At 59.5% G+C, this 19144-nt stretch carries 21 protein-coding genes; 15 read left to right on the forward strand and 6 right to left on the reverse strand.

Annotated features, from left to right (window positions below; all coding sequences use genetic code 11):
- Positions 1–28: 28 nt before the first annotated feature.
- The 10 genes from DCC27_RS09590 (at position 29) to DCC27_RS09635 (ending at position 9793) form a co-directional block, all read left to right on the forward strand.
- Entirely contained in the window at positions 29–1591 is a 1563-nt protein-coding gene (locus tag DCC27_RS09590) for a glycosyltransferase family 87 protein (protein ID WP_210403470.1), read from the forward strand.
- A 10-nt stretch (positions 1592–1601) separates the two neighbouring features.
- The gene (locus DCC27_RS09595; RefSeq protein WP_110110697.1) at positions 1602–2879 is read left to right on the forward strand and encodes a M18 family aminopeptidase; all 1278 of its coding nucleotides are present in this window, start codon (positions 1602–1604) and stop codon (positions 2877–2879) included.
- A 163-nt stretch (positions 2880–3042) separates the two neighbouring features.
- Positions 3043–3348 (forward strand): 30S ribosomal protein S6, encoded by a 306-nt coding sequence (rpsF, locus tag DCC27_RS09600; protein ID WP_110100910.1) that lies wholly within the window; start codon positions 3043–3045, stop codon positions 3346–3348.
- 62 nt (positions 3349–3410) lie between these two features.
- Positions 3411–3935: a single-stranded DNA-binding protein gene (locus DCC27_RS09605; RefSeq protein ID WP_110098898.1), complete on the forward strand. Its 525-nt coding sequence runs from the start codon at positions 3411–3413 to the stop codon at positions 3933–3935.
- A 55-nt stretch (positions 3936–3990) separates the two neighbouring features.
- Positions 3991–4227 (forward strand): 30S ribosomal protein S18, encoded by a 237-nt coding sequence (gene rpsR / locus DCC27_RS09610; protein ID WP_110110674.1) that lies wholly within the window; start codon positions 3991–3993, stop codon positions 4225–4227.
- A 28-nt stretch (positions 4228–4255) separates the two neighbouring features.
- Positions 4256–4726: a 50S ribosomal protein L9 gene (gene rplI / locus DCC27_RS09615; RefSeq protein ID WP_110100908.1), complete on the forward strand. Its 471-nt coding sequence runs from the start codon at positions 4256–4258 to the stop codon at positions 4724–4726.
- 133 nt (positions 4727–4859) lie between these two features.
- The gene (locus DCC27_RS09620) at positions 4860–5588 is read left to right on the forward strand and encodes a YggS family pyridoxal phosphate-dependent enzyme (RefSeq protein WP_110110675.1); all 729 of its coding nucleotides are present in this window, start codon (positions 4860–4862) and stop codon (positions 5586–5588) included.
- Positions 5589–5756: 168 nt separating this feature from the next.
- The gene (locus DCC27_RS09625; protein WP_110110676.1) at positions 5757–6191 is read left to right on the forward strand and encodes a PaaI family thioesterase; all 435 of its coding nucleotides are present in this window, start codon (positions 5757–5759) and stop codon (positions 6189–6191) included.
- 486 nt (positions 6192–6677) lie between these two features.
- Positions 6678–8051, forward strand: coding sequence for a replicative DNA helicase (dnaB, locus tag DCC27_RS09630; protein ID WP_110098893.1), 1374 nt, complete (start codon positions 6678–6680; stop codon positions 8049–8051).
- 188 nt (positions 8052–8239) lie between these two features.
- Positions 8240–9793, forward strand: a complete 1554-nt coding sequence (locus DCC27_RS09635) for an AMP-binding protein (protein WP_110110677.1) — start codon at positions 8240–8242, stop codon at positions 9791–9793.
- A gap of 54 nt (positions 9794–9847) precedes the next feature.
- Here DCC27_RS09635 and DCC27_RS09640 read toward each other — a convergent pair whose 3' ends face one another.
- Both DCC27_RS09640 and DCC27_RS09645 read right to left on the reverse strand, forming a co-directional pair.
- A complete protein-coding gene (locus tag DCC27_RS09640; RefSeq protein WP_110110678.1) occupies positions 9848–10579 on the reverse strand; it encodes an NAD(P)-dependent oxidoreductase in 732 nt (243 codons plus the stop codon).
- Positions 10580–10675: 96 nt separating this feature from the next.
- Positions 10676–11365 carry a GTP pyrophosphokinase family protein gene (locus DCC27_RS09645; RefSeq protein WP_110098957.1) on the reverse strand — a complete coding sequence of 230 codons (690 nt, stop codon included), beginning with the start codon at positions 11363–11365 and terminating at the stop codon, positions 10676–10678.
- Positions 11366–11541: 176 nt separating this feature from the next.
- On the opposite strand from DCC27_RS09645, the gene DCC27_RS09650 reads away from it, so the two are divergent.
- Entirely contained in the window at positions 11542–12750 is a 1209-nt protein-coding gene (locus DCC27_RS09650; RefSeq protein ID WP_110110679.1) for an aminotransferase class I/II-fold pyridoxal phosphate-dependent enzyme, read from the forward strand.
- A gap of 15 nt (positions 12751–12765) precedes the next feature.
- Here the strand turns inward: DCC27_RS09650 and DCC27_RS09655 are convergent, their stop codons facing one another.
- Entirely contained in the window at positions 12766–13356 is a 591-nt protein-coding gene (locus DCC27_RS09655) for an NADPH-dependent FMN reductase (RefSeq protein ID WP_110110680.1), read from the reverse strand.
- Between the two features lie 155 nt (positions 13357–13511).
- Here DCC27_RS09655 and DCC27_RS09660 point away from each other — a divergent pair, with 155 nt between their 5' ends.
- On the forward strand, positions 13512–14081 hold the full coding sequence (locus tag DCC27_RS09660) for a YbhB/YbcL family Raf kinase inhibitor-like protein (protein WP_110098887.1): 570 nt from the start codon (positions 13512–13514) through the stop codon (positions 14079–14081).
- The gene (locus DCC27_RS09665) at positions 14074–14802 is read left to right on the forward strand and encodes a Pr6Pr family membrane protein (protein WP_110110681.1); all 729 of its coding nucleotides are present in this window, start codon (positions 14074–14076) and stop codon (positions 14800–14802) included. Before DCC27_RS09660 ends, DCC27_RS09665 begins: the two co-directional genes overlap by 8 nt.
- Here DCC27_RS09665 and DCC27_RS09670 read toward each other — a convergent pair.
- Entirely contained in the window at positions 14799–15473 is a 675-nt protein-coding gene (locus DCC27_RS09670) for an NAD(P)-binding oxidoreductase (RefSeq protein ID WP_110098885.1), read from the reverse strand. The two genes, DCC27_RS09665 and DCC27_RS09670, sit on opposite strands and share 4 nt — an antisense overlap.
- Positions 15474–15604: 131 nt before the next feature.
- Here DCC27_RS09670 and DCC27_RS09675 point away from each other — a divergent pair, with 131 nt between their 5' ends.
- Entirely contained in the window at positions 15605–16372 is a 768-nt protein-coding gene (locus DCC27_RS09675; protein ID WP_110110682.1) for a ubiquinone/menaquinone biosynthesis methyltransferase, read from the forward strand.
- A gap of 63 nt (positions 16373–16435) precedes the next feature.
- Positions 16436–17315 (forward strand): IS5 family transposase gene (locus tag DCC27_RS09680; protein ID WP_110110683.1). Its coding sequence is split into 2 segments (ribosomal slippage): positions 16436–16792 and positions 16794–17315, totalling 879 coding nucleotides; the frame shifts between segments, so codons are not numbered across the junction.
- Here DCC27_RS09680 and DCC27_RS09685 read toward each other — a convergent pair.
- Complete coding sequence (locus DCC27_RS09685) at positions 17312–18520, reverse strand: alanine:cation symporter family protein (protein ID WP_110110684.1); 1209 nt, start codon at positions 18518–18520, stop codon at positions 17312–17314. The genes DCC27_RS09680 and DCC27_RS09685 overlap by 4 nt on opposite strands.
- An 11-nt stretch (positions 18521–18531) precedes the next feature.
- Positions 18532–19137, reverse strand: a complete 606-nt coding sequence (locus tag DCC27_RS09690; protein ID WP_110110685.1) for a TetR/AcrR family transcriptional regulator — start codon at positions 19135–19137, stop codon at positions 18532–18534.
- Positions 19138–19144: the final 7 nt, after the last annotated feature.

Genomic DNA, 19144 nt, shown 5'->3' on the forward strand with positions numbered 1-19144 from the left:
ATCGCTCACACCACGTAAACTGTGCCTCATGGCCACCCGCGCACAACAGCAACAGCCACGCACGCCTGTTGCTCCTTCTCGAACTGACCCGCTTCTCGCCCGGCTGACCTCCGAGAAAATTGGCCCGATCGGACGACGTAGCGCACCTGGTCGGACCGGTGGCGGGTTTTTCACCCCCATGCGGGTGCTGATCCTGATGACCACCCTGGCGGCGTTGGTGGCGGTGCTACAAAAATCACCGTGCCGTCTTGAAGGCTGGTCCCAACCCTTCGTGAACTTCGCCGGATGCTACTCCGACTGGACCGCGTTATACGGTGGTCGCGGTTTCGACGAGAACCCCTTCGCACCCTTCATGGAGGCCTCCACGTTCGAATACCCGGTGCTGATCTCGGTCGTGGCCTCCCTGACGGCAGCACTGACCCACTTCTTTAACCCCGACCGGCCCTCGTTACTGTACTTCGACATCAACTTCGTGCTGGTCTTCGCCCTGTGGGTCATCACCGTGGTGGTCGTCGCCAAGTCCTCGGTGCGGCGCTTCTGGGATGCCGCGATGGTGGCCCTCGCCCCGGGCATGATTCTGGCGTCCTCTATTAACTGGGACATGTGGGCGGTGGTCCCCCTGATCCTGGGTCTGTGGCTGTTTGGTGGCAAGAAGTACTTTTGGGCCGGCGTCCTGTTCGGCATCGGTATCTCGGCGAAAATCTTCCCGTTACTCGTCTTCGGGGCCATCCTCGTGCTGGCGGTCCGTACTCTGGTCTTCCGCCCATTGGTGCTCAGCGTGGCCGGAGCGGCCACCTCCTGGCTAGTCCTCAACGTGCCACTGATGCTGACCAACTATGAGGCGTGGTCGTTGTTCTACACCTTCTCCGCCGACCGTGGGCCCGGCTGGTCCTCGGTCTGGAGTATGTGGAACGTATTCAACGACAGCCACCCGGTCACCGCCGAATCCCTGTCCTATTTGTCCGTGGGTGCTGTGGCGATCTGCTGTGCTTTCATTTTCGTCATCGGCACCACCGCACCGGTTCGTCCCCGCATGGCGCAATTGGTGTTTCTCATCGTGGCCAGCTTCGTGCTGTTCAATAAGGTCTACTCACCACAGTTCGTGGTGTGGCTGATCCCGCTGGTGGCCCTGGCTTTGCCCAATTGGCGTGACTTTTTGATCTGGCAATTCGTGGAAGTGTTGCACTTTTGGGCGGTCTGGGCCCATCTGTCGCATTTTACCTCCGAACACAACACCCAGCACCTCTTCGATGAACGGCTCTACGGTCTGGCCGTGGCCGCACACATGTTGGCCACCTTCTATCTGATGGCCCGGGTGGTCTATCAGATCTACCGGCCTGAAACCGACCCGGTGCGCACCAGCCTGCCCGTCTTCGACTCCAGCCTGCGCGGTGAGGCTTCGAAGAATCTGGCCTGGGATGACCCGCTGGGTGGAGACTATGACGGCGCACGCGACCGTCTGCCATTCCTCATCCCTGTAGCCCAACCCGTCGGCAAACATGCCGATCACACCGAGCCCGAACCCGTTGAAGTCGGCGCGGCCGAGCACCAGGGGATCTGGACACCCATCACCCTTGAGCACAAACAGTAGGGTGGAGTTCATGAGTCACCTCGATGAACTGGTCCGTCTGATCTCTGATGCTCCGACCTCATGGCACGCTGCCGACTATGTAGCCCGGGAAGCTATCGCCGCTGGCTTCACCCGGCTGGAGGAAACCGAGCCCTATCCGCTAGCCCCGGGTGGTTACGTGGTCGTCCGTGATGGTGCGGTGATCGCCTGGATCCAGCCGGAGGCCACCGGCGAGGACTCAGCGACGCTACCGGGCTTTCGCATTCTGGGCGCTCACACCGATTCCCCGGGGTTCAAGGTCAAGCCCAGCCCGGATACCACCACCGCCGGCTGGGCCCAGGTCGGTGTTGAGGTGTACGGGGGACCGCTGGTCAACTCCTGGTTAGACCGCGACCTGGCCTTCGCCGGACGCCTGGTATTACGCGATGGCAGCACCAAACTGGTCACCACCTCCGCGATGGCGCGCATCCCGCAGCTGGCTATCCACCTCGATCGCGAGACCGATCGGGGGCTGACTCTGAATCGACAACAGCACCTGCTGCCGATTGTGGCCACCGCCTCCGGCGACTCCGCAACCACCATTGTGCACGCCATCGCCGAAGAAGCCGGTCTCTCGGCAGACCACGTGGTTGCCGCCGATCTGATGCTGGCCGATACTCAACCCCCGGCCATACTGGGCTCGGCCCAAGAATTCTTAGCCGCCCCGCGGATGGACAATCTGGTCTCCGTCTCGGCTGGACTTTCCGCTCTGCTAGAGGTTGCCCACCAGCCAGCGCCCGACCTGATTCCGGTGCTGGCGGCCTTCGACCACGAAGAAGTCGGTTCCCAGACGCGTTCGGGGGCCGCCGGGCCATTCTTAGACGAAACTCTGGTGCGTATCCAGCACAGCCTGGGCATTAGTCCCGAAGAGAGTCCCCGGGTGCGCGCGAAGTCCTGGCTGCTGTCGGCCGACTGTGGCCATGTGGTCCACCCCAATTACGTCACCAAACACGATCCGGACCACCACCCGTTGCCCAACCAAGGCCCGTTGGTGAAGATCAACGCCAATCAGCGCTACACCACCGATGCGATGGGACATGCGGCCATGGCCGGGTGGGCCGAGGACGCCGGGGTACCGATCCAAGAATTTGTCTCCCGCAATGATGTGCCCTGTGGCTCCACCATCGGTCCGATCGCCTCGACCCGGTTAGGGATTCCCACGGTGGACTGCGGGGTGGGGTTGCTGTCGATGCACTCGGTCCGTGAATTGGTCGGTGTCAAAGACCCAGGCTACTTGACCCGCCTCACCGCCGCCTTCTTTCGCCAGTAGTCAGCACCAGGAAAGCTGGATCTGTAGCACACTTCTCACGGTTCGCGTGGTAATTTCGGCGCAATCACGCTAAACTATTCGAGTTGTTCTTTGACAACAGCACTAAGGAGAACCTCCTGTTACGGAAAGACCGTGACCATAAGCCCGAAGGAGGTGGGTTCGCATGCGTGCATATGAATTAATGGCGCTGATTGACCCGGAGGTCGATGAGCGTACAGTTGAACCGACACTGCGTAAGTACTTTGACAACACCGTTGTCAAAGACGGTGGCTCCGTGGAAGAAATCGATGTGTGGGGTCGTCGCAAGCTGGCCTACGAGATCAAGAAGAACTCGGAAGCTGTTTACGCGGTCGTGAATTTCACCGCTGAGCCGGCCTCGGCTCAGGAATTGGAACGCCAGCTGGGTCTGAATGAGACCGTGTTGCGCACCAAGATCATTCGTCCGGAAGAGCAGAAGGTCACCCTCTAGGGTCACCTCGTCACTGCACAAACACTCAAGCATCGGTTTAACGAGACCACCAGGAGTACCTCATGGCTGGAGAGCCGGTAGTCACGATTATTGGAAACCTGACCGCCGATCCCGAACTGCGTTTCACCGCATCGGGACAGGCCGTCGCGAACTTCACCATTGCCCAAACTCCTCGGATCTACGACCGTCAAACCAATGAATGGTCCGATGCTGAGACCTTGTTTGTGCGTGCTTCCATCTGGCGTGAAGCAGCAGAAAACGTGGCCGAATCCTTGACCAAAGGAATGCGCGTGGTGGCCCAAGGTCGCCTGAAAGCCCGTTCCTTCCAGACCCGTGAGGGCGAGAACCGCACCAACTGGGAACTGGACGTCGACGAGATCGGCCCGTCGTTGCGCTACGCCACCGCCCAGGTGACGCGTACCCCGCGTCACGGGGGCGGATCCGGTGGTGGTTTTAACCAGAACCCGCCGGCCCAGAACCAGGGCGGCTGGGGTCAAGCTGGTGGTGCCCCACAGCAGGATCCCTGGGGCGGAGCTCCCTCCGCTGGATCCTGGGACACCCCGGATCATCAGGAACCACCGTTCTAAACACCAACCATCCCGCTGACTGCGGGCTCCAGTTATTACTCGAAGGAGCACCACGATGGCTAAGGCTGAAGTACGTAAGCCCAAACCAAAGCCCAATCCCCTCAAGACAGCAGGCATCGACTACATCGACTACAAAGATGTGGCTCTGCTTCGCAAATTCATCTCCGATCGCGGCAAGATCCGTGCCCGCCGTGTGACCGGTGTGACCGTCCAGCAGCAGCGCAAGATCGCTTTGGCGATCAAGAACGCACGTGAAATGGCTCTGTTGCCCTACTCCGGTTCCGGCCGCTGATCTTGAAGTAGAGAAGGAGAGAGTAGACATGGCACAGCAGAAACTCATTTTGACCCAGGAGATCCCCGGCCTCGGTATTGCCGGCGATGTCGTCGAGGTCAAGAACGGTTACGCTCGCAACTACCTGATCCCGCGCGGTTTCGCTACTCGTTGGACCCGCGGCGCAGAAAACCAGGTCGAAGAGATCCGCAAGACCCGGGCAGCTCGGGCCATGGCGAACCTGGAAGAAGCTCAGGCGCTGGCCGAGAAGCTCCAGCAGCAACCGGTGCAGATTCAGGTGGCCTCCGGTGAGACCGGTCGTTTGTTCGGCTCGGTGACCTCCTCAGACATTGTCGAGGCCTTGGAAGCAGCCGGCCACGAGTCGATCGACCGTCGCAACGTCGTCTTGACCGACAGCATCCGTTCGCTGGGTAACTACTCGGTGCAGATCCGTCTGCACGACGATGTGATTGCTCAGGTGGAACTGGCTGTTGTTCCGGCTCAAAAGAAGAAGAAATAAGCTTCTTCGCTCCGGCTAGACCCGGATTGCGTTGAGAGAACCCCGGGGCAGGTGTTGACCATCATCTGGTCACCCGCCCCGGGGTTTCGTTGTCTCCCCCAGTGGGCTGGCAGGGCTGTGTTAGCTTTGAGCTATGTCTGAATCTGCTGTGGCCACCACCCTGGAAGAGATCCAAGAGAACCTCTACGCGGTTCAAGGACGGATTAACGCCGCTGCCAACCGTGTCGGGCGTGATCCCCGGGATGTGCGTCTGATCCCGGTGACCAAAACCGTGGCGGAACAGCGCCTGCGCACCGCCTATCAGGCAGGCATTCACACCTTCGGTGAGAATAAAGTTCAAGAGGCCCACCAAAAATACCAGGCCATGAACGACTTGGAGATCACCTGGTGCATCATCGGGCCATTACAGTCCAATAAGACCCGAGACGTGGCCGAATTTGCCGATGAGTTCCACGCCCTAGACCGGGTCAAGATCGCTCGCAGGCTCCACGACCAGCTCACCGAAGCCGCACGGGACCTGTCGGTGTTGATCCAGGTCAATACCTCCGGGGAAACCACCAAATCCGGTCTCGACCCGGCAGAACTCGGCCCGTTTGTTGACCAGATTCAGGATTTCACGGCACTTCGGGTCAACGGATTGATGACCATCGCCGAGAACTCCGATGATCAGGATGCGATCCGGAATAATTTCCGGCAACTGCGCGCGTTGCGCGATGAACACCGCGATCAACTCGGGGCCGGAGATCTGTCCATGGGCATGTCAGCCGACTTTGAGATCGCCATCGAAGAAGGAGCCACCATGGTCCGAATCGGTTCTGCGATCTTCGGCGCGAGACCTCCCCACGGCTCGGCACAGGCCTAACGTGCACAGCACCTCTGCCGGGTGGTGTTGCTGGGGCTGTGGGGTACTTCTGGGCCACTGATGAAACTCAATGAGGCGCGCCACGGGTCATGCTGGACCGTGACCGCTGGGTAAGGTGCTAGATTCTCTGCCAAATAGCCCCTATGCGGAGAGTGAGTACAGCGCGCCATGGTCGATCGACTTCACGATATCTGGGACCACATCAACGAAGCCCAGGGAACATTCGGGTCCACCACCAACTTCGTCTTTGACGACATCACCGCCACACACGTGGCAGGGCACGCTGAACTGGGCCCAGACCACCACCAGCCCTGGGGAATCGTCCACGGAGGCGTCTACGCCACCATTGTGGAGTCAGTGGCCTCGGTAGGTGCCAGCTACGCCGTGAAGGACCACAACATGTTCGCGGTGGGCTTGCACAACGGCACTGACTTCTTGCGTCAATTTAGTTCCGGCACCGTCCTGGTTGAAGCCAATGCCCTCTACCAGGGACGCACCCAGCAACTCTGGGATGTCGTCATTACCGCCGAAGCTACCGGCAAAGTCTTGGCCCGCGGACAACTTCGACTCCAGAACCTTCCGGCTCCGGAAAACCACGGCTGATCTGGCCCTTTAATGTGAAGCAATGCACGTAGCGTGGGAGAATCACACTGGTGTAATTTATCCACGGCTGTGGGTAACCCTGTGGATAACTGCGTGTGGTGTGGAAAACACTCTTTGTACTCGCCCGTCATGATGCTGTCAAGTCGGCCAAAGTGAGTGCAAATTATTTTTTAAGTCACAGGCTGTGATTCATAAAAGCCCTAGTCAAAGCCGAATCGGCGGATGATCACCTGGCTGAATCAACAGGTTCTTGAGAATTTTTACACAGGCTAATCCACTCTTTCCACAGGTTATCCACAGGAAAAGAATTTTGGGGGTTTGCTGAGGCTGTTTTCCCCGAGTAGTGTCGCTATATCGCCTCTCGGCCGGTGGGTATTGGCAGGTTATGCACAGGGTGCACATACTGCGCGCATCCACTGCGACCGGGGGGTCTTCGTGAGGCAGTCCGGGGTCCGGTAAAGGGGAAGGGAATCAAGAGACGATCTAATGAATACGCCTTATGATTCCACCGGTTCCCCGGAGCTGTCTCGCGACACGCTCGTCCCACCCCAGGATCTCAGCGCCGAACGATCTGTCCTCGGAGCGATGTTGCTCTCGCACGATGCGGTGGCCACCGTGGTGGAGGTTCTGCGTGGGCCAGATTTTTACTCACCAGCTCACGAGCTGATCTACGACTCCATCATTACACTCTACGGTCGTGGCGAACCCGCAGATGCGGTCACCGTCTCCGACATGCTTAACAAGCGTAAGGAGCTACCTCGTGTCGGGGGAGCCTCGTACATACACGAATTGGTCCAGTCCGTTCCGGCTGTCACCAGCGCCGAGTTCTACGCCGACATCGTCCAGGAGAAAGCGATTCTGCGTCGACTCGTGGACGTGGGCAACAGGATTAGCCGGATGGGCTACGCCCAAGACGGCGACGTGGACGACATTGTCAACGCTGCCCAGGGTGAGATGTACCGGGTAGCTGAGAACCAGCAATCCGAGGACTACGTCCGTCTTTCGGGCATCCTGGAGAACACCGTCGACGAGATCGAAGCCGCCGGTGATCACGCCGGTGGACTCTCGGGTGTTCCCACCGGTTTCTACGAGCTTGATGAGCTGACCCAGGGACTGCACCCCGGACAAATGGTCGTGGTGGCGGCCCGTCCTGCGGTGGGTAAATCGACGTTGGCTCTCGACCTGGCTCGTGCGGCGGCGATCGGCAACAACATGCCCACGGTGTTCTTCTCGCTAGAAATGGGCCGCAATGAGATTGCGATGCGTCTGCTGTCGGCCGAAGCAACCATCGCGCTGTCTGATCTGCGTAAAGGTGCACTGGAATCCGAACACTGGACGAAAATCGCCGCCACCGTGGGACGGTTGAACGAAGCACCGTTCTTCATTGACGACTCACCCAATATGACGATGATGGAGATCCGGGCCAAATGCCGGCGCCTGAAGCAAAAGCACGACCTGAAACTAGTTGTGCTGGACTACTTGCAACTGATGAGCTCCGGCAAGCGGGTGGAATCACGTCAGCAAGAAGTCGCCGAGTTCTCTCGTGCCCTGAAGCTCTTAGCCAAGGAACTCGAGGTCCCGGTCATCGCGCTCTCGCAGCTCAATCGTGGCTCAGAACAGCGCACCGATAAGCGTCCGCAGATTTCTGATCTGCGTGAATCCGGTTCGATTGAACAGGATGCCGACATGGTCATTCTGCTGCACCGTGAAGACGTCTATGACAAGGAATCACCCCGCGCTGGTGAGGCTGACCTGATCGTTGCCAAGCACCGTAATGGGCCGACCCGAACTATCGTCGTCGGCTTTCAGGGCCACTACTCCCGGTTCAACAACATGGCCCCTGAGGACGGCGGATTCTAGAGCCACTGATCTGCGCCTCAGCGCGGTGTCGGGCAGCACTTACTGGAAACACGCAAAAAGACGTGTCCGGTCGAGGTTTCTAATGACTCTGATGCGGCGAAGGAAATTTGCTGGTCATCTCGCTTTTCCGTTCACACCTCCACTATTGTAGTAGTGATATAGATCACACTCCTCTGGAAGGTCTGAACATGCTGATCCCCTCCCTTCCCGACCGTCAGCCGTTCTTCTCACGTCGCATGCACTGGATGAATATGCTCGATCTCCACGCCACTGATAGACCAGACGAGATTGGGTTGACCACCCAGACTGAGAACATTTCCTGGTGGGAGCTACAGCAGCGCGTGCAAGCCTTGGCCGCAGACCTTCAGCAACATCGGGGTGTACAACCCGGCGACCGTGTGCTCATCCTGTCGCTAAACAGCGCAGAATATATCATCGCCATGCTTGCCATTAATACCGTTGGTGCGATCAGCGTTCCGATCAATATTCGATCTGTGCCGCGCGAGCTCGACTATTTTGTGTCAGATTCTGGTGCGAAAGTGATCTACGTCGACGCCATGGGCGCTCAGGCACTGGCTGGGTCCCAGAGCAAAGACCATATCCAGACCATTTCTCTGGTGGAGGATGTGCCCGAGATTGTGGCAGCCGGGGGAACCGCCGAGCCTTTGGACATCGATGAGAACTCGATTGCCATGATTGTCTATACCTCGGGGACCACCTCGGATCCGAAAGGGGTCATGCTCAGCTATTTGAATCTTTTGAGTCAGACCATTCCGGTGTATCGCAACGCGCCGGCCCCGGGAGATCTTCCTGAAACCAACCTCGTTGTGGTTCCGTTGTTCCATATCGCCGGCATCGGTGTCCTGACTCCGGCATTTTTTGCCGGTACTCGTTTGGTGGTCGCTCCACCCCAGGTACTCACAGATCTCGCAGCGCTGGTTGATCTCATCGAGAAAGAGCAGATCACCAATATGTTCTTGGTGCCGACCATCTGGCAAGCACTGTGTTCTCTACCCGGCATCACCGAGCGAGACCTCCCGTTACAGTCAATCTCGTGGGGAGGATCACCAGCCTCGAAAGAAACCCTGCAACTGATTGTGGACACTTTTCCAAAGGCAACGCTTTCCACGGCGTTCGGTCAGACCGAAATGTCACCCATTACCGCGCTGTTACAAGGCCCCGCATCACTGCGCAAGATGGGCTCCATCGGTGAACCAATCGGGCCGATCGCAGCTCGTATTGTCGACGCGGAAGGAAACGATGTCGCCCCCGGAGAAATGGGAGAAATTGTCTATCGTGGCCCGGGACTGATGGCCGGCTATTGGAATAAGCCCGAGGCGACCCAACAGGCTACCCGGGACGGCTGGTTTCACTCCGGGGATATGGTCCGACAAGATGAGGAAGGATTTATGTATGTCGTCGATCGGTCCAAGGACCTGATCATCTCCGGTGGTGAGAACATCTCCTCAATCGAAGTTGAGCATGCCGTCAGTACCCACCCGAAGGTGGCTGATGCTTCCGTGATTGGTGTCCCCGACGAGAAATGGGTGGAGACGCCGCTGGCGATTGTGGTCCCCGATGATCCCGCGGATCCACCCACCTTAGCGGAGATTCACGATTTCCTCTCTGACAAGCTTGCCTCCTTCAAGAAGCCCACGCGCCTTGAAATCGTCGAGGAGTTACCTCGTAATGCTTCGGGCAAACTGCTCAAACACAAACTCCGAGAACAATACGCCCTGTAAAAACCAGACCCGTGCATCATCAGACAGCCGGCCACTTTGGCTCGTGGCATCTGTTCAACGGCCACGATTCCAGGTATAGATCTCACCGGTCCATGGCTGGTCGGCCTGATGTTGCGGTGCATAAAAGAGGCGGAACTGATCGGTGGCTGCTAGCTCCCGGGTAATGGTGGCTTTCCACTCCTGGTGGGTCAGCCAGACCCGCTCCATGTGTTGGCGATATTCCTTGTTGGTTTGGCGGGCAAATCGCGGTCCATCGGTCACCGCATGGGGATCGTCCCGGTAGCGCATCGCGCCGATACGGATGATTGACACCGGCAGGCCGTGAATTTCGCTTGTGGAACGCAATAACGCTTCGGCGAAGGCCTTCGCTGCCCCGTAAAGACCATCCGGTCGTGGCAAGCTCGTCGGATGCGGCGTGTCGAGAACTCCTGTTTCGTAGAACTCAACTTCGTTCATCCCCGTCACATGGTTGCTGGAAGCATAGATGAGACGCTTCACCCCCTTTTCGACGCAGACTTCGGCCACATTCTTTACGCCGTGGATCTCGGCCTCGAGGAGTCCGTGCCACCCCATCTTGGCGCCCGTGGGAAGGTACAAAACATAATCAGCATCGCCTAGCCCGTGACGTACCACTGCTTTATCGGCTACCGTACCCGTGGACCAGGCGTGGTATCCCACGATATTGTGATGATCCAACACATCGAGGCCTATCAGAACCAGATCCTCGTCTGTGAAACACTGACCGGTGACCCGCCCGATCTCACCGGCAGCACCAACCACGGCCATGCGTGGTCTGCTGTGCGTAGCAGAAGTCGGGCACCAAGCGTTCAGTGTGGCCGTGGTGCTGTGCGGTAGTTCCACTTCCGGCACGAATGATTCTCCCTAAACCCAGTGGCCACCGTGGTTCGTCGCTGAGGGGGAATCAGCCCCTGCGGAACGTATCGGCTTGCTGTGCAGAATATGACGCAGATTCAGCATCCGCTGTTCCAAAGTCGAGGAGATCTCGGCGACTTCCTTCAGCTCGTCGATAGCCCACTGTGGCACATCGCCGTCGTATTTATAGTGCAACTTGTGCTCCAGCGAGGCCCAAAAGTCCATCGCCGACGTACGGAACTGGATCTCGACGGTGACATCCTGACGGCCTGAGGACAGGAACACGGGCACCCGGATAATGGCGTGCAACGACTTATACCCGTTGGGCTTGGGGTTTTTGATGTAGTCCTTGACTTTCAGCACCGTGACATCATCTTGAGCTACCAGCATGTCAAAGATTTCATAGACGTCAGTGACGAAGCCACAGGTCACCCGCGCCCCGGCAATATCGGTGATGGTGCGTCGAATCTCGTCGGGGTCGAAAGCAATACCCTTACGTGAAGCCTTCGCCAACAAGGAGTCCATCGATTTCACGCGGGTGGAGATGTGCTCGATGGGGCTGTAGTCGTGGAGCTGGGTGAACTCATCGCGTAACACCGACAGCTTGGTTTCGACCTCCCGGAGCACGAAGGTGTATTCGGCCATCATCGAGTCCAAGTCTCTCCGCAACCGCTGAAGTTGTGCGGCCGAGAAAGACATGGTGCCCTCAGCGGTGTGGATATACACCTCATCGTGGGGTGTGACGCGTCGCAAGCTAGGAACCTGTCCCGCATAGCGCGCCACGGACCGCTGATCGGGAACAGACGGGGAAGTACTCATGAGACTCAGTCTAGAAATACAGCCTGCACGGAGTCTGAAAGGACCATACTAGAACCATGACTGACAAGGTGACACCGAGCCGATCTCAACAGCCCCATTTCACGCCTTCGCGTCGTTCTCAGGTGCCCCCGTTTCGGGTGATGACCATCTTGCAACGCGTCGCGGAGCTAACTGCCACCGGACAACCGGTGATTAGTCTGTGCGCCGGGGAGCCCTCTGGCGGAGCACCCACGGCGGTTACCGAAGCCGCCCGGAATATCCATGATGCGGCCGTGCCGCTGAACTACACCCCGTCGCTGGGTATCCAACCGTTGCGGGAAGCGATCGTAGAGCACTACCGTCGCTGGTACGACCTTGAGGTTCCCGTGTCACAGGTTGCTGTCACCACCGGGTCATCGGGTGGCTTCATGGTCGGTTTCTTGGCCGCCTTTGACGTGGGAGATCGCGTGGCCTTGGCCCGTCCCGGCTACGCCGCTTACCGCAATGTGCTCCAAGCCTTAGGTTGTGAGGTCGTTGAAATCCCGGCCGGTGCGGAACAAGGGTTTCTGCCCAGCATTCGGGACCTGGAGCAGGCCAATGTTACCGGACTGGTCTTGGCCTCACCCGATAACCCCACCGGCACCATGGTTGAGCCCGCCAGCATGCAGCAACTGACCAGCTGGTGCGACGCCCACGGGGTGCGACTGTTCTCCGATGAGATCTACCACGGCATCACCTATTCCACCCGCGGGGTGAGTAGCTGGGAGTACTCCCGCACTGGCGTGGTGGTCAGCTCCTTCTCTAAATATTGGGGAATGCCCGGCTGGCGACTGGGCTGGTTACTGTTGCCCGAAGATCTGGTAGCACCGGTGTCGGCACTGTCGGGCTCGGTCTCTCTGTGCCCACCGGCCGCCGGACAGTACGCCGCGGTAGAAGCGTTCAGCGACACCGCCTACGCCGAATGCGATGCCCGTGTCAGCCAATTTGCGGCCACGCGCTCGCTGATTCTCTCTCGGACTTCCGAACTGGGCTTTGATGACGCCGCGCCTGCCGATGGGGCGTTTTATTACTATGCCCGGCCCCCGAAGGCGGTGATGCAACGCTTCGGAACGGCCACCGCCTACGCCCAAGCACTGCTGGAATCCCACTACGTGGCCCTGACGCCGGGACTGGACTTTGATCCGGTGGACGGCGATGAGTTTATCCGCATCTCGTTCGCCGCCGGCACGGCCGCGGTGAGTGAAGCCCTGGAACGGATCCAGCACTTCCACGCGCAGAACAGCTAGTCGGGCGCGTCGGATCTAGTTCTGCCGCAACGGCCGGGTCGCGACGGTCAACCGGTGTAGTTCCTCGAGCAGCTTGCCCAGCGACTTCTCATGGCGGTCGTTGACCTGCAGCGTATCGGAGTCAAAGTCGTAGCGGTTATATAGCAGGATCTGTTGCCCGATGGTGTACATCCCGTAGGGGGCCATGCTGACCCGCCATTGATCCACCGCACGGGCGCCACCCACGCCTCCGTAGGAGATGAAGCCGACCGGTTTGTGCTTCCACTGCACATCCAGCAGATCGTAGGCGTTTTTGAAATATCCCGGCGCCGCTCGGTTGTATTCCGGGGTGATGAACAAAAACCCCTCGCAGACATCGACCGCATCGCGCCAGCGCACCAGATCGGCTGCTGCGTGCTGATCGGAGTGCTGATTGAAGTGTTCCAGCGGGGGCAACTCGAAGTCCTTGAGGTCCAGCACCGTAAACTCGGCCGGATAATCGTGGGCCTCGAGATGGTTCCGCACCCAGTCGGCGACAGAATCGGCCTTGCGTGGGGTGCGGATCGAGCCGATGACCACTCCCAGCCGAGGGAGCTGATCTGCTGTGGTGTCGTTGTGCTCAGTCATATATCGAGCCTAGGGTCCTTGCCGTATTCAGCCCAGTCAACGGCCGAACACGTGACGTTTTGTGTCGCACGACATAGGCTGGAGCACAACAGTACGGGTACTGGTCACACCGACCGGGCCCGAGACCGTATCAGCGATTGGACGAAAGGACTCTGATGAGCTCCGAGACGATTAACGCATTGAACGAGACCGGTAATGATCCCTTCGCCCGCCTAGACGATGCCGTGGAATTCACCGTGACCTCCACCAGCGTCACTGACGGTGAGCAATTCCCGCTCAAGCACTACTCGGGTGCCATGGGAGTTGACGGCGGAGAAGACATCTCCCCCCAGTTGTCTTGGTCGAACGCACCCGAGGGCACCAAATCATACGCCGTAACCGTCTATGATCCGGACGCTCCCACCGGCTCGGGATTCTGGCATTGGTCGGTCGGCAACATCCCCGCCTCGGTCACCGAGTTGCCCGAAGGTGCCGGCGCCGGCGATGGCTCCGGACTGCCCGAGGGCGCCTTCCAGCTCAACCACGACGGCGGTGGCCCCGGCTTCATCGGTGCCGCCCCACCGGCAGGCCACGGCCCACACCGCTACTTCATCACCGTCCACGCCCTGGATGTGGAATCCCTGGACATTCCCGCGGATTCATCCAACGCCTTCTTCGGCTTCAACCGGTTCGGCCACGTGCTGGGTCGTGCCACGATCGTGGTCACTGCCGAAGTCGATGGCTAACCACACTGGCTCACCAGCGGGCCACGGTGCTGTAGCTCGTTGGGCATTGTGGCGTCGCATAGGGTACGGGGCCACCGGTCTGATCGGACTGGTGGCCCTGACCACATCCATTGCCCTGGGCATTCGTCGCGACGGCGACCCGCCCGCCGGCAGTACCCTGACCGGACGCCTGACAGCCGGCTGGGAGCATGCGCTCAACCAGCCCGCCTATTTCACCTTCATCTCGGTGGTGATGACCACACTGGTTTCCTGGTGGCTGGTGATCCGACCCCACTCCCGCTCGTCTGTGCTGCACGTGGTGCGCATTGCCGCGGTATGTTGCCTGAGCATCACCGGACTGGTCTTCAATATCCTGCTCCGCGACGACTCAGTGCTGACCCCACTGCAACAGGTCAACGACTTCGCCTCGCACGTGGTGTTACCCATCCTGCTGGCTGTGGTCACTGTCCTGGTGGGCCCCTTCGGACAGGTGCGCTGGAGGAGAATTGCTATCTCGCTACTGATCCCCGCACTGTGGCTGGTGTTCACGCTGGTGCGTGGCCCGATCCTGGACTGGGTGCCCTATGACTTTTTGGACCACACCGCCCCCGGCGGATACACCACGGTGGCGACCTATTGTGCCGTGATTCTCACCGGCTACCTGGTGGTCGCCACCGTGTTATGGGGTTATGACCGACTCAGGTCCCGTCGGGACCCGGAGGCACTCACCGCGGTGTCTTAGTCGCGCTGAGCGGAGAACACCTCGTCGATCGGGGTATCGCCATCAAAGAAGTCGATCTTGTGTCCGATCGATTCGGGGTGGTCCAGTGCTGCCACAATGGCCGAAGCCACATGAGCCCGCGAGGTTTCCCGACGCTCGTTCTCATCACGGGGATGGTCTTCTGGAACCTCCATGATCTTGCCGGTGGGCTCCTCGAGGGTCAGCAGCCCCGGTCCCAGGATGGTGTAGTCCAGTCCAGAGTTGCGCAGGTACTCATCGGCCTGCGACTTGGCTTCAGCGTAGGGGTAGAAGGAATCGGTTTCCGCCACGCCGTGATCCCGACGGCACCCGGCATAGGAGATCAAAATGAACCGGGAGACTCGAGCCTGCTTGGCGGCATCAATCGAGCGTTTGGCTGCTTGCAGATCTACTGCGTAGGTGCGATCCGGATTGCCCCCGCCGGCACCGGCGGCGAAGATCACCGCATCCTGATCCGAAAAGGCCTCGGCCAAGTCATCCTGGCTGGCCTGCTCGAGATCCAGCAACTGGGCTGTGGCACCGGTGGCCTGAACATCGGGTATTTGCTCTTCCTGACGAATGACGGAGGTGACGGTGTTGGTCTTTTCGGTGAGCAACTGGGCCGCGCGTAGCGCAACCTTGCCGTGTCCACCCAAAATAATGTAATGCGCCATGATCCCACCTTTCCGCTGTGTGCTGCACCGGACGAGTCAGGCCCGGTGTCGTGTTCTTGTGGTGCTTTCACTACGCGTAACAGGTGCCCCGGTGATCTTATTCCGACCGATCCCAGGTAGCGTGTGAAGATATGAGCACCACCTCCGCAACGACCTCCTCACCCAACCGGTCAACCACGTCCACGGGCGTTGACTCCGTGGCAGTGGACGAACACGGCCACGCCGTGGCCGGGATGTTTGACGCCATCGCCGACCGCTACGACTTGATGAACCTGGTGATGACCTGGGGCCAAGAACCACGACTGATCCGCCGCACCGTCGCGGCAGCCCGGCTCCCACAGGCCCCGGCGGTGCTCGATCTGGCCGCCGGCACCGGTGATTTGGCCTTCGCGGTGCTGTCTCGGTACTACGGCGCTGAGATTACCGCCTGCGATATTGCTCCGGAGATGATGGCCGTCGGTGCCGCCCGCCCCGGCGGAGACCAGATCAGTTGGGTGCAGGCCGATGCGATGGACCTGCCCTTTGCGGACCACAGTTTCGATGCGGTCACGCACGGCTATCTATTGCGCAACGTGACCGATATTTCTGCCACCCTGGCCGAACAATTCCGCGTGCTCAAACCCGGGGGGTGGATGGCAGCTCTGGAGATGTCACCGGCACCACGGAACGTGATCAAACCGTTCTCCACCGCCTACATCACCTGGGCGGTCCCGCGGATTGCCTCCTGGATCACCGACAACCCCGAGGCCTATGAATACTTGTCCCGAACCTCCCGAGGCTTCCATCCGCCCCAGGTGATCCAGCGTATGGCGCACGAGGCCGGTTTCCGCTCCACCGGCTACGAGCTACACATGTTCGGCACGATGGCGATCCACTGGGGGCAAAAACCCCTGGACTAACACTGCCTCAGGACTAGGGCGTGTCTGACAAAGTTTACGGTTGGTTTCTGAAACTCTTGAGTCATGTCTCGATTCCAGCTGCTCACTGATGACCAATGGGCTCTCATCGCTGACTACCTGCCAGCACCAACAGGCAAGCGCGGACGCCCCTTTTCCGGTTCCAGGCAGATGATCGAAGGCATCATCTACCGCTACCGCACCGGCATCGCCTGGCGCGACCTGCCCGAGACCTTCGGCAAATGGCAGACCGTGTGGACCTGGCACCGTCGCTTAGCCTCTGACGGCACCTGGGATGCCATCCACCAGGCGCTGACAGACTTTGCGGTGAAGAATGACAAGGTCGACTTCACCGTCTCAGTCGACTCCACGATCGCTCGTGCTCACCAGCACGCAACGAACATCAGCCGCGTAAAAAAGGGACTCGTCGAATTACAAGGATCTGCTGACCGAGTCGCCTGACCACGCCTTCGGCCGCTCTCGTGGTGGCTTGTCGACAAAGACTCATCAGCTCGTCGATGGCCACGGACTGCCGTTAGTCACGATCTGCACTGCCGGCCAGGACGGCGACAGCCCCATGCTCGCTCCGCTACTGGAGAACCTGAAAGTCGGTCGACGCACCCGCCCAGACGCGCTCCTGGGTGACAAAGCCTACTCATCGAAAGCGAATCGCTCATTGCTGCGCTCACGAAAGATCGAGGCAGTCATCTCCGAGCCGATCGATCAGCAAGGCCATCGTCTCCGGCGAGGATCAAAGGGCGGCGGTCCACCGAAGTTCAACGCAATCAAGTACAAGCGCCGCAATGTCATCGAGCGTGGTTACGCCCGTATGAAACAGTGGCGAGGACTGGCCACACGATATGACAAACTCGCCATCATCTACCGGGCCGCTATCGTGCTCAACGGTGTCATCGCCTGGTTACAACATTTGTCAGACACGCCCTAGGCCTGTGCATGCTGTTTCTGGCGGCGGTTGCGGATCGGCTGAACCACCAGGGTTTGGGCCACCAGGATGAGCATAAAGATCAGCCCGACCCAGCCACCAATGGTGTAAATGGAATTGACCAAGGTCCGGAAATCGAAGAACAACGCAAACGTCATCGCCAAGGCTGCGAACACCAGCGTGAGCACGACCGCCCGCGGGGTGCGGTCCTCGGCGAACTGGTTCACGGTGGACCACAACAGGGGCACCGCGGTGGTGTAGACACCGAAAATAATCAGGATCGCGACAATAAACTGCGCCCAGGGGGCGATCAGTCCGGCAATCTCGAGCATGGGAATATCTTTATCCCACACCTGCGGCAGATTCGCCAGCAGGCCGGCGCCGGCCACAGCTGCCCCCAGGGCGAAGAGCACTCCGCCACTGGCTCCCGAGGCCACCGCGACCTTGCGTTGGGGTGACTCTGTTCCCACCGCGGTGACAAAGTTGACCAACACCAGCATGTTGTACGAGGCAAACAGCAACCCGGCAACCAGCCAATTACTCCCGGCGCGCACGGCCCCATACTCATTGGCCTCGAAATCGACGTCGGCTAGAAAGCGGGCGCTATCGGCAATATCTGAGGGGTTATGGGCGATCCCATTAATCCCCAACAGGATCGCGATGACCGCAATCACCGGGCCAATGTTGCCGACAATATCGACGGTGCGTCGCAACCCCATCAGCACCGTGGCCACCAGCAACACGGTCATGATCACACCCATCACGTGCGGAGGCCAGCCGAAGGATTCGACGAACAGTGAGTCGGCGCCGGCGATCATAATGATCGTCACCGCGAACATGAACAACAAGGCAAACCATTCAAAGGCCAAACCCAACCAGCGACCGGCAAAGAACTCGTAGGCCTGTCCCGGGCGCGCAAAACGCTGGTGATAGCCGGCCCGGGCCAGCTGAGCGGCCACAAACCCCAAGATGACACACACCACGGCGCCGGTGCCAATAATGCCCCATAACCCGTGAAAAGCGAAGAACTGCAGAATCTCCTGGCCGGTGGCGAACCCGGAACCGATGACCACTGCGGTGATCGCCCCGGTATTGCGAACCCACGCGCCCCAGGCGAAACCGCTACCAGAATCGGTCGGGGGTCCCGAGGTTGCCGCGGTGCCAGGGGTGCTGTTCTGTGGGGTCTGAGAGGATCGGCGCTGGGTCATGCCAGGCCAGTCTAGTACGTCGGGTCGGCGACCACGCGCATATGCAGTCCCATCTCATCGGCGTTGACATGGAGTTTTTCGGCAACCCGGTCGATAAAGGGTTGCATGAACACCTGGCCGAGTTGCCCGTAGAGGACACGCATGACCTGTTCACTGGTGTCACGAGTGGTGGAGGCGAACCCGCGCTCGCGTAATTCTTGGATCTGGGCGGTGGCAAGATCAGTGATGCGCTGGTACAGATCATCGGAGACCTCGCGGTCACCCAGAAGCATCACGTGACGCAGGTAATTCACCCCGTGCGGGTTCTCCTGGCACCAATCCCGGAGTCGCTGATCCAAAGTGGGGGCCACCGCTTGCGGATCATCCGGTTTGCGGTCTTCGGGAAGGTGCTCGTAGGCGATTGCATCCCGAATACCGAACACGATCTCATCTTCCACCGCTTCCTTCAGGAGCGCCTTGGTGCCGTAATGATGAGTAATCAACCCGACGGTCACCCCGGCCTGCGTCGAGATCGAGCGCATCGAGGTGGCAGCCGGGCCGTGTTGTGCGAACAATTCCAGAGCGGCCTGCAGGATGCGTTCTTTCGCCGTGGTTTCCGCTGAGTCGGTGAGCTGCATCCGGGTG

This window comes from Auritidibacter sp. NML130574 (assembly GCF_003185725.2).
Classification (GTDB): Bacteria; Actinomycetota; Actinomycetes; order Actinomycetales; family Micrococcaceae; genus Auritidibacter; species Auritidibacter ignavus.

What these genes read in the sequence shown, in the direction of transcription:
- rplI (WP_110100908.1), top strand. Translation starts at nt 4,256, where the DNA reads ATGGCACAGCAGAAACTCATTTTGACCCAGGAGATCCCCGGCCTCGGT.
- DCC27_RS09625 (WP_110110676.1), top strand. Translation starts at nt 5,757, where the DNA reads ATGGTCGATCGACTTCACGATATCTGGGACCACATCAACGAAGCCCAG.
- rpsR (WP_110110674.1), top strand. Translation starts at nt 3,991, where the DNA reads ATGGCTAAGGCTGAAGTACGTAAGCCCAAACCAAAGCCCAATCCCCTC.
- DCC27_RS09670 (WP_110098885.1), bottom strand. Translation starts at nt 15,473, where the DNA reads ATGGCGCATTACATTATTTTGGGTGGACACGGCAAGGTTGCGCTACGC.
- DCC27_RS09645 (WP_110098957.1), bottom strand. Translation starts at nt 11,365, where the DNA reads ATGTCTTTCTCGGCCGCACAACTTCAGCGGTTGCGGAGAGACTTGGAC.
- dnaB (WP_110098893.1), top strand. Translation starts at nt 6,678, where the DNA reads ATGAATACGCCTTATGATTCCACCGGTTCCCCGGAGCTGTCTCGCGAC.
- DCC27_RS09640 (WP_110110678.1), bottom strand. Translation starts at nt 10,579, where the DNA reads ATGGCCGTGGTTGGTGCTGCCGGTGAGATCGGGCGGGTCACCGGTCAG.
- DCC27_RS09595 (WP_110110697.1), top strand. Translation starts at nt 1,602, where the DNA reads ATGAGTCACCTCGATGAACTGGTCCGTCTGATCTCTGATGCTCCGACC.
- DCC27_RS09620 (WP_110110675.1), top strand. Translation starts at nt 4,860, where the DNA reads ATGTCTGAATCTGCTGTGGCCACCACCCTGGAAGAGATCCAAGAGAAC.
- DCC27_RS09655 (WP_110110680.1), bottom strand. Translation starts at nt 13,356, where the DNA reads ATGACTGAGCACAACGACACCACAGCAGATCAGCTCCCTCGGCTGGGA.
- DCC27_RS09675 (WP_110110682.1), top strand. Translation starts at nt 15,605, where the DNA reads ATGAGCACCACCTCCGCAACGACCTCCTCACCCAACCGGTCAACCACG.
- DCC27_RS09665 (WP_110110681.1), top strand. Translation starts at nt 14,074, where the DNA reads ATGGCTAACCACACTGGCTCACCAGCGGGCCACGGTGCTGTAGCTCGT.
- DCC27_RS09685 (WP_110110684.1), bottom strand. Translation starts at nt 18,520, where the DNA reads ATGACCCAGCGCCGATCCTCTCAGACCCCACAGAACAGCACCCCTGGC.
- DCC27_RS09590 (WP_210403470.1), top strand. Translation starts at nt 29, where the DNA reads ATGGCCACCCGCGCACAACAGCAACAGCCACGCACGCCTGTTGCTCCT.
- DCC27_RS09605 (WP_110098898.1), top strand. Translation starts at nt 3,411, where the DNA reads ATGGCTGGAGAGCCGGTAGTCACGATTATTGGAAACCTGACCGCCGAT.
- DCC27_RS09660 (WP_110098887.1), top strand. Translation starts at nt 13,512, where the DNA reads ATGAGCTCCGAGACGATTAACGCATTGAACGAGACCGGTAATGATCCC.
- DCC27_RS09635 (WP_110110677.1), top strand. Translation starts at nt 8,240, where the DNA reads ATGCTGATCCCCTCCCTTCCCGACCGTCAGCCGTTCTTCTCACGTCGC.
- rpsF (WP_110100910.1), top strand. Translation starts at nt 3,043, where the DNA reads ATGCGTGCATATGAATTAATGGCGCTGATTGACCCGGAGGTCGATGAG.
- DCC27_RS09650 (WP_110110679.1), top strand. Translation starts at nt 11,542, where the DNA reads ATGACTGACAAGGTGACACCGAGCCGATCTCAACAGCCCCATTTCACG.
- DCC27_RS09690 (WP_110110685.1), bottom strand. Translation starts at nt 19,137, where the DNA reads ATGCAGCTCACCGACTCAGCGGAAACCACGGCGAAAGAACGCATCCTG.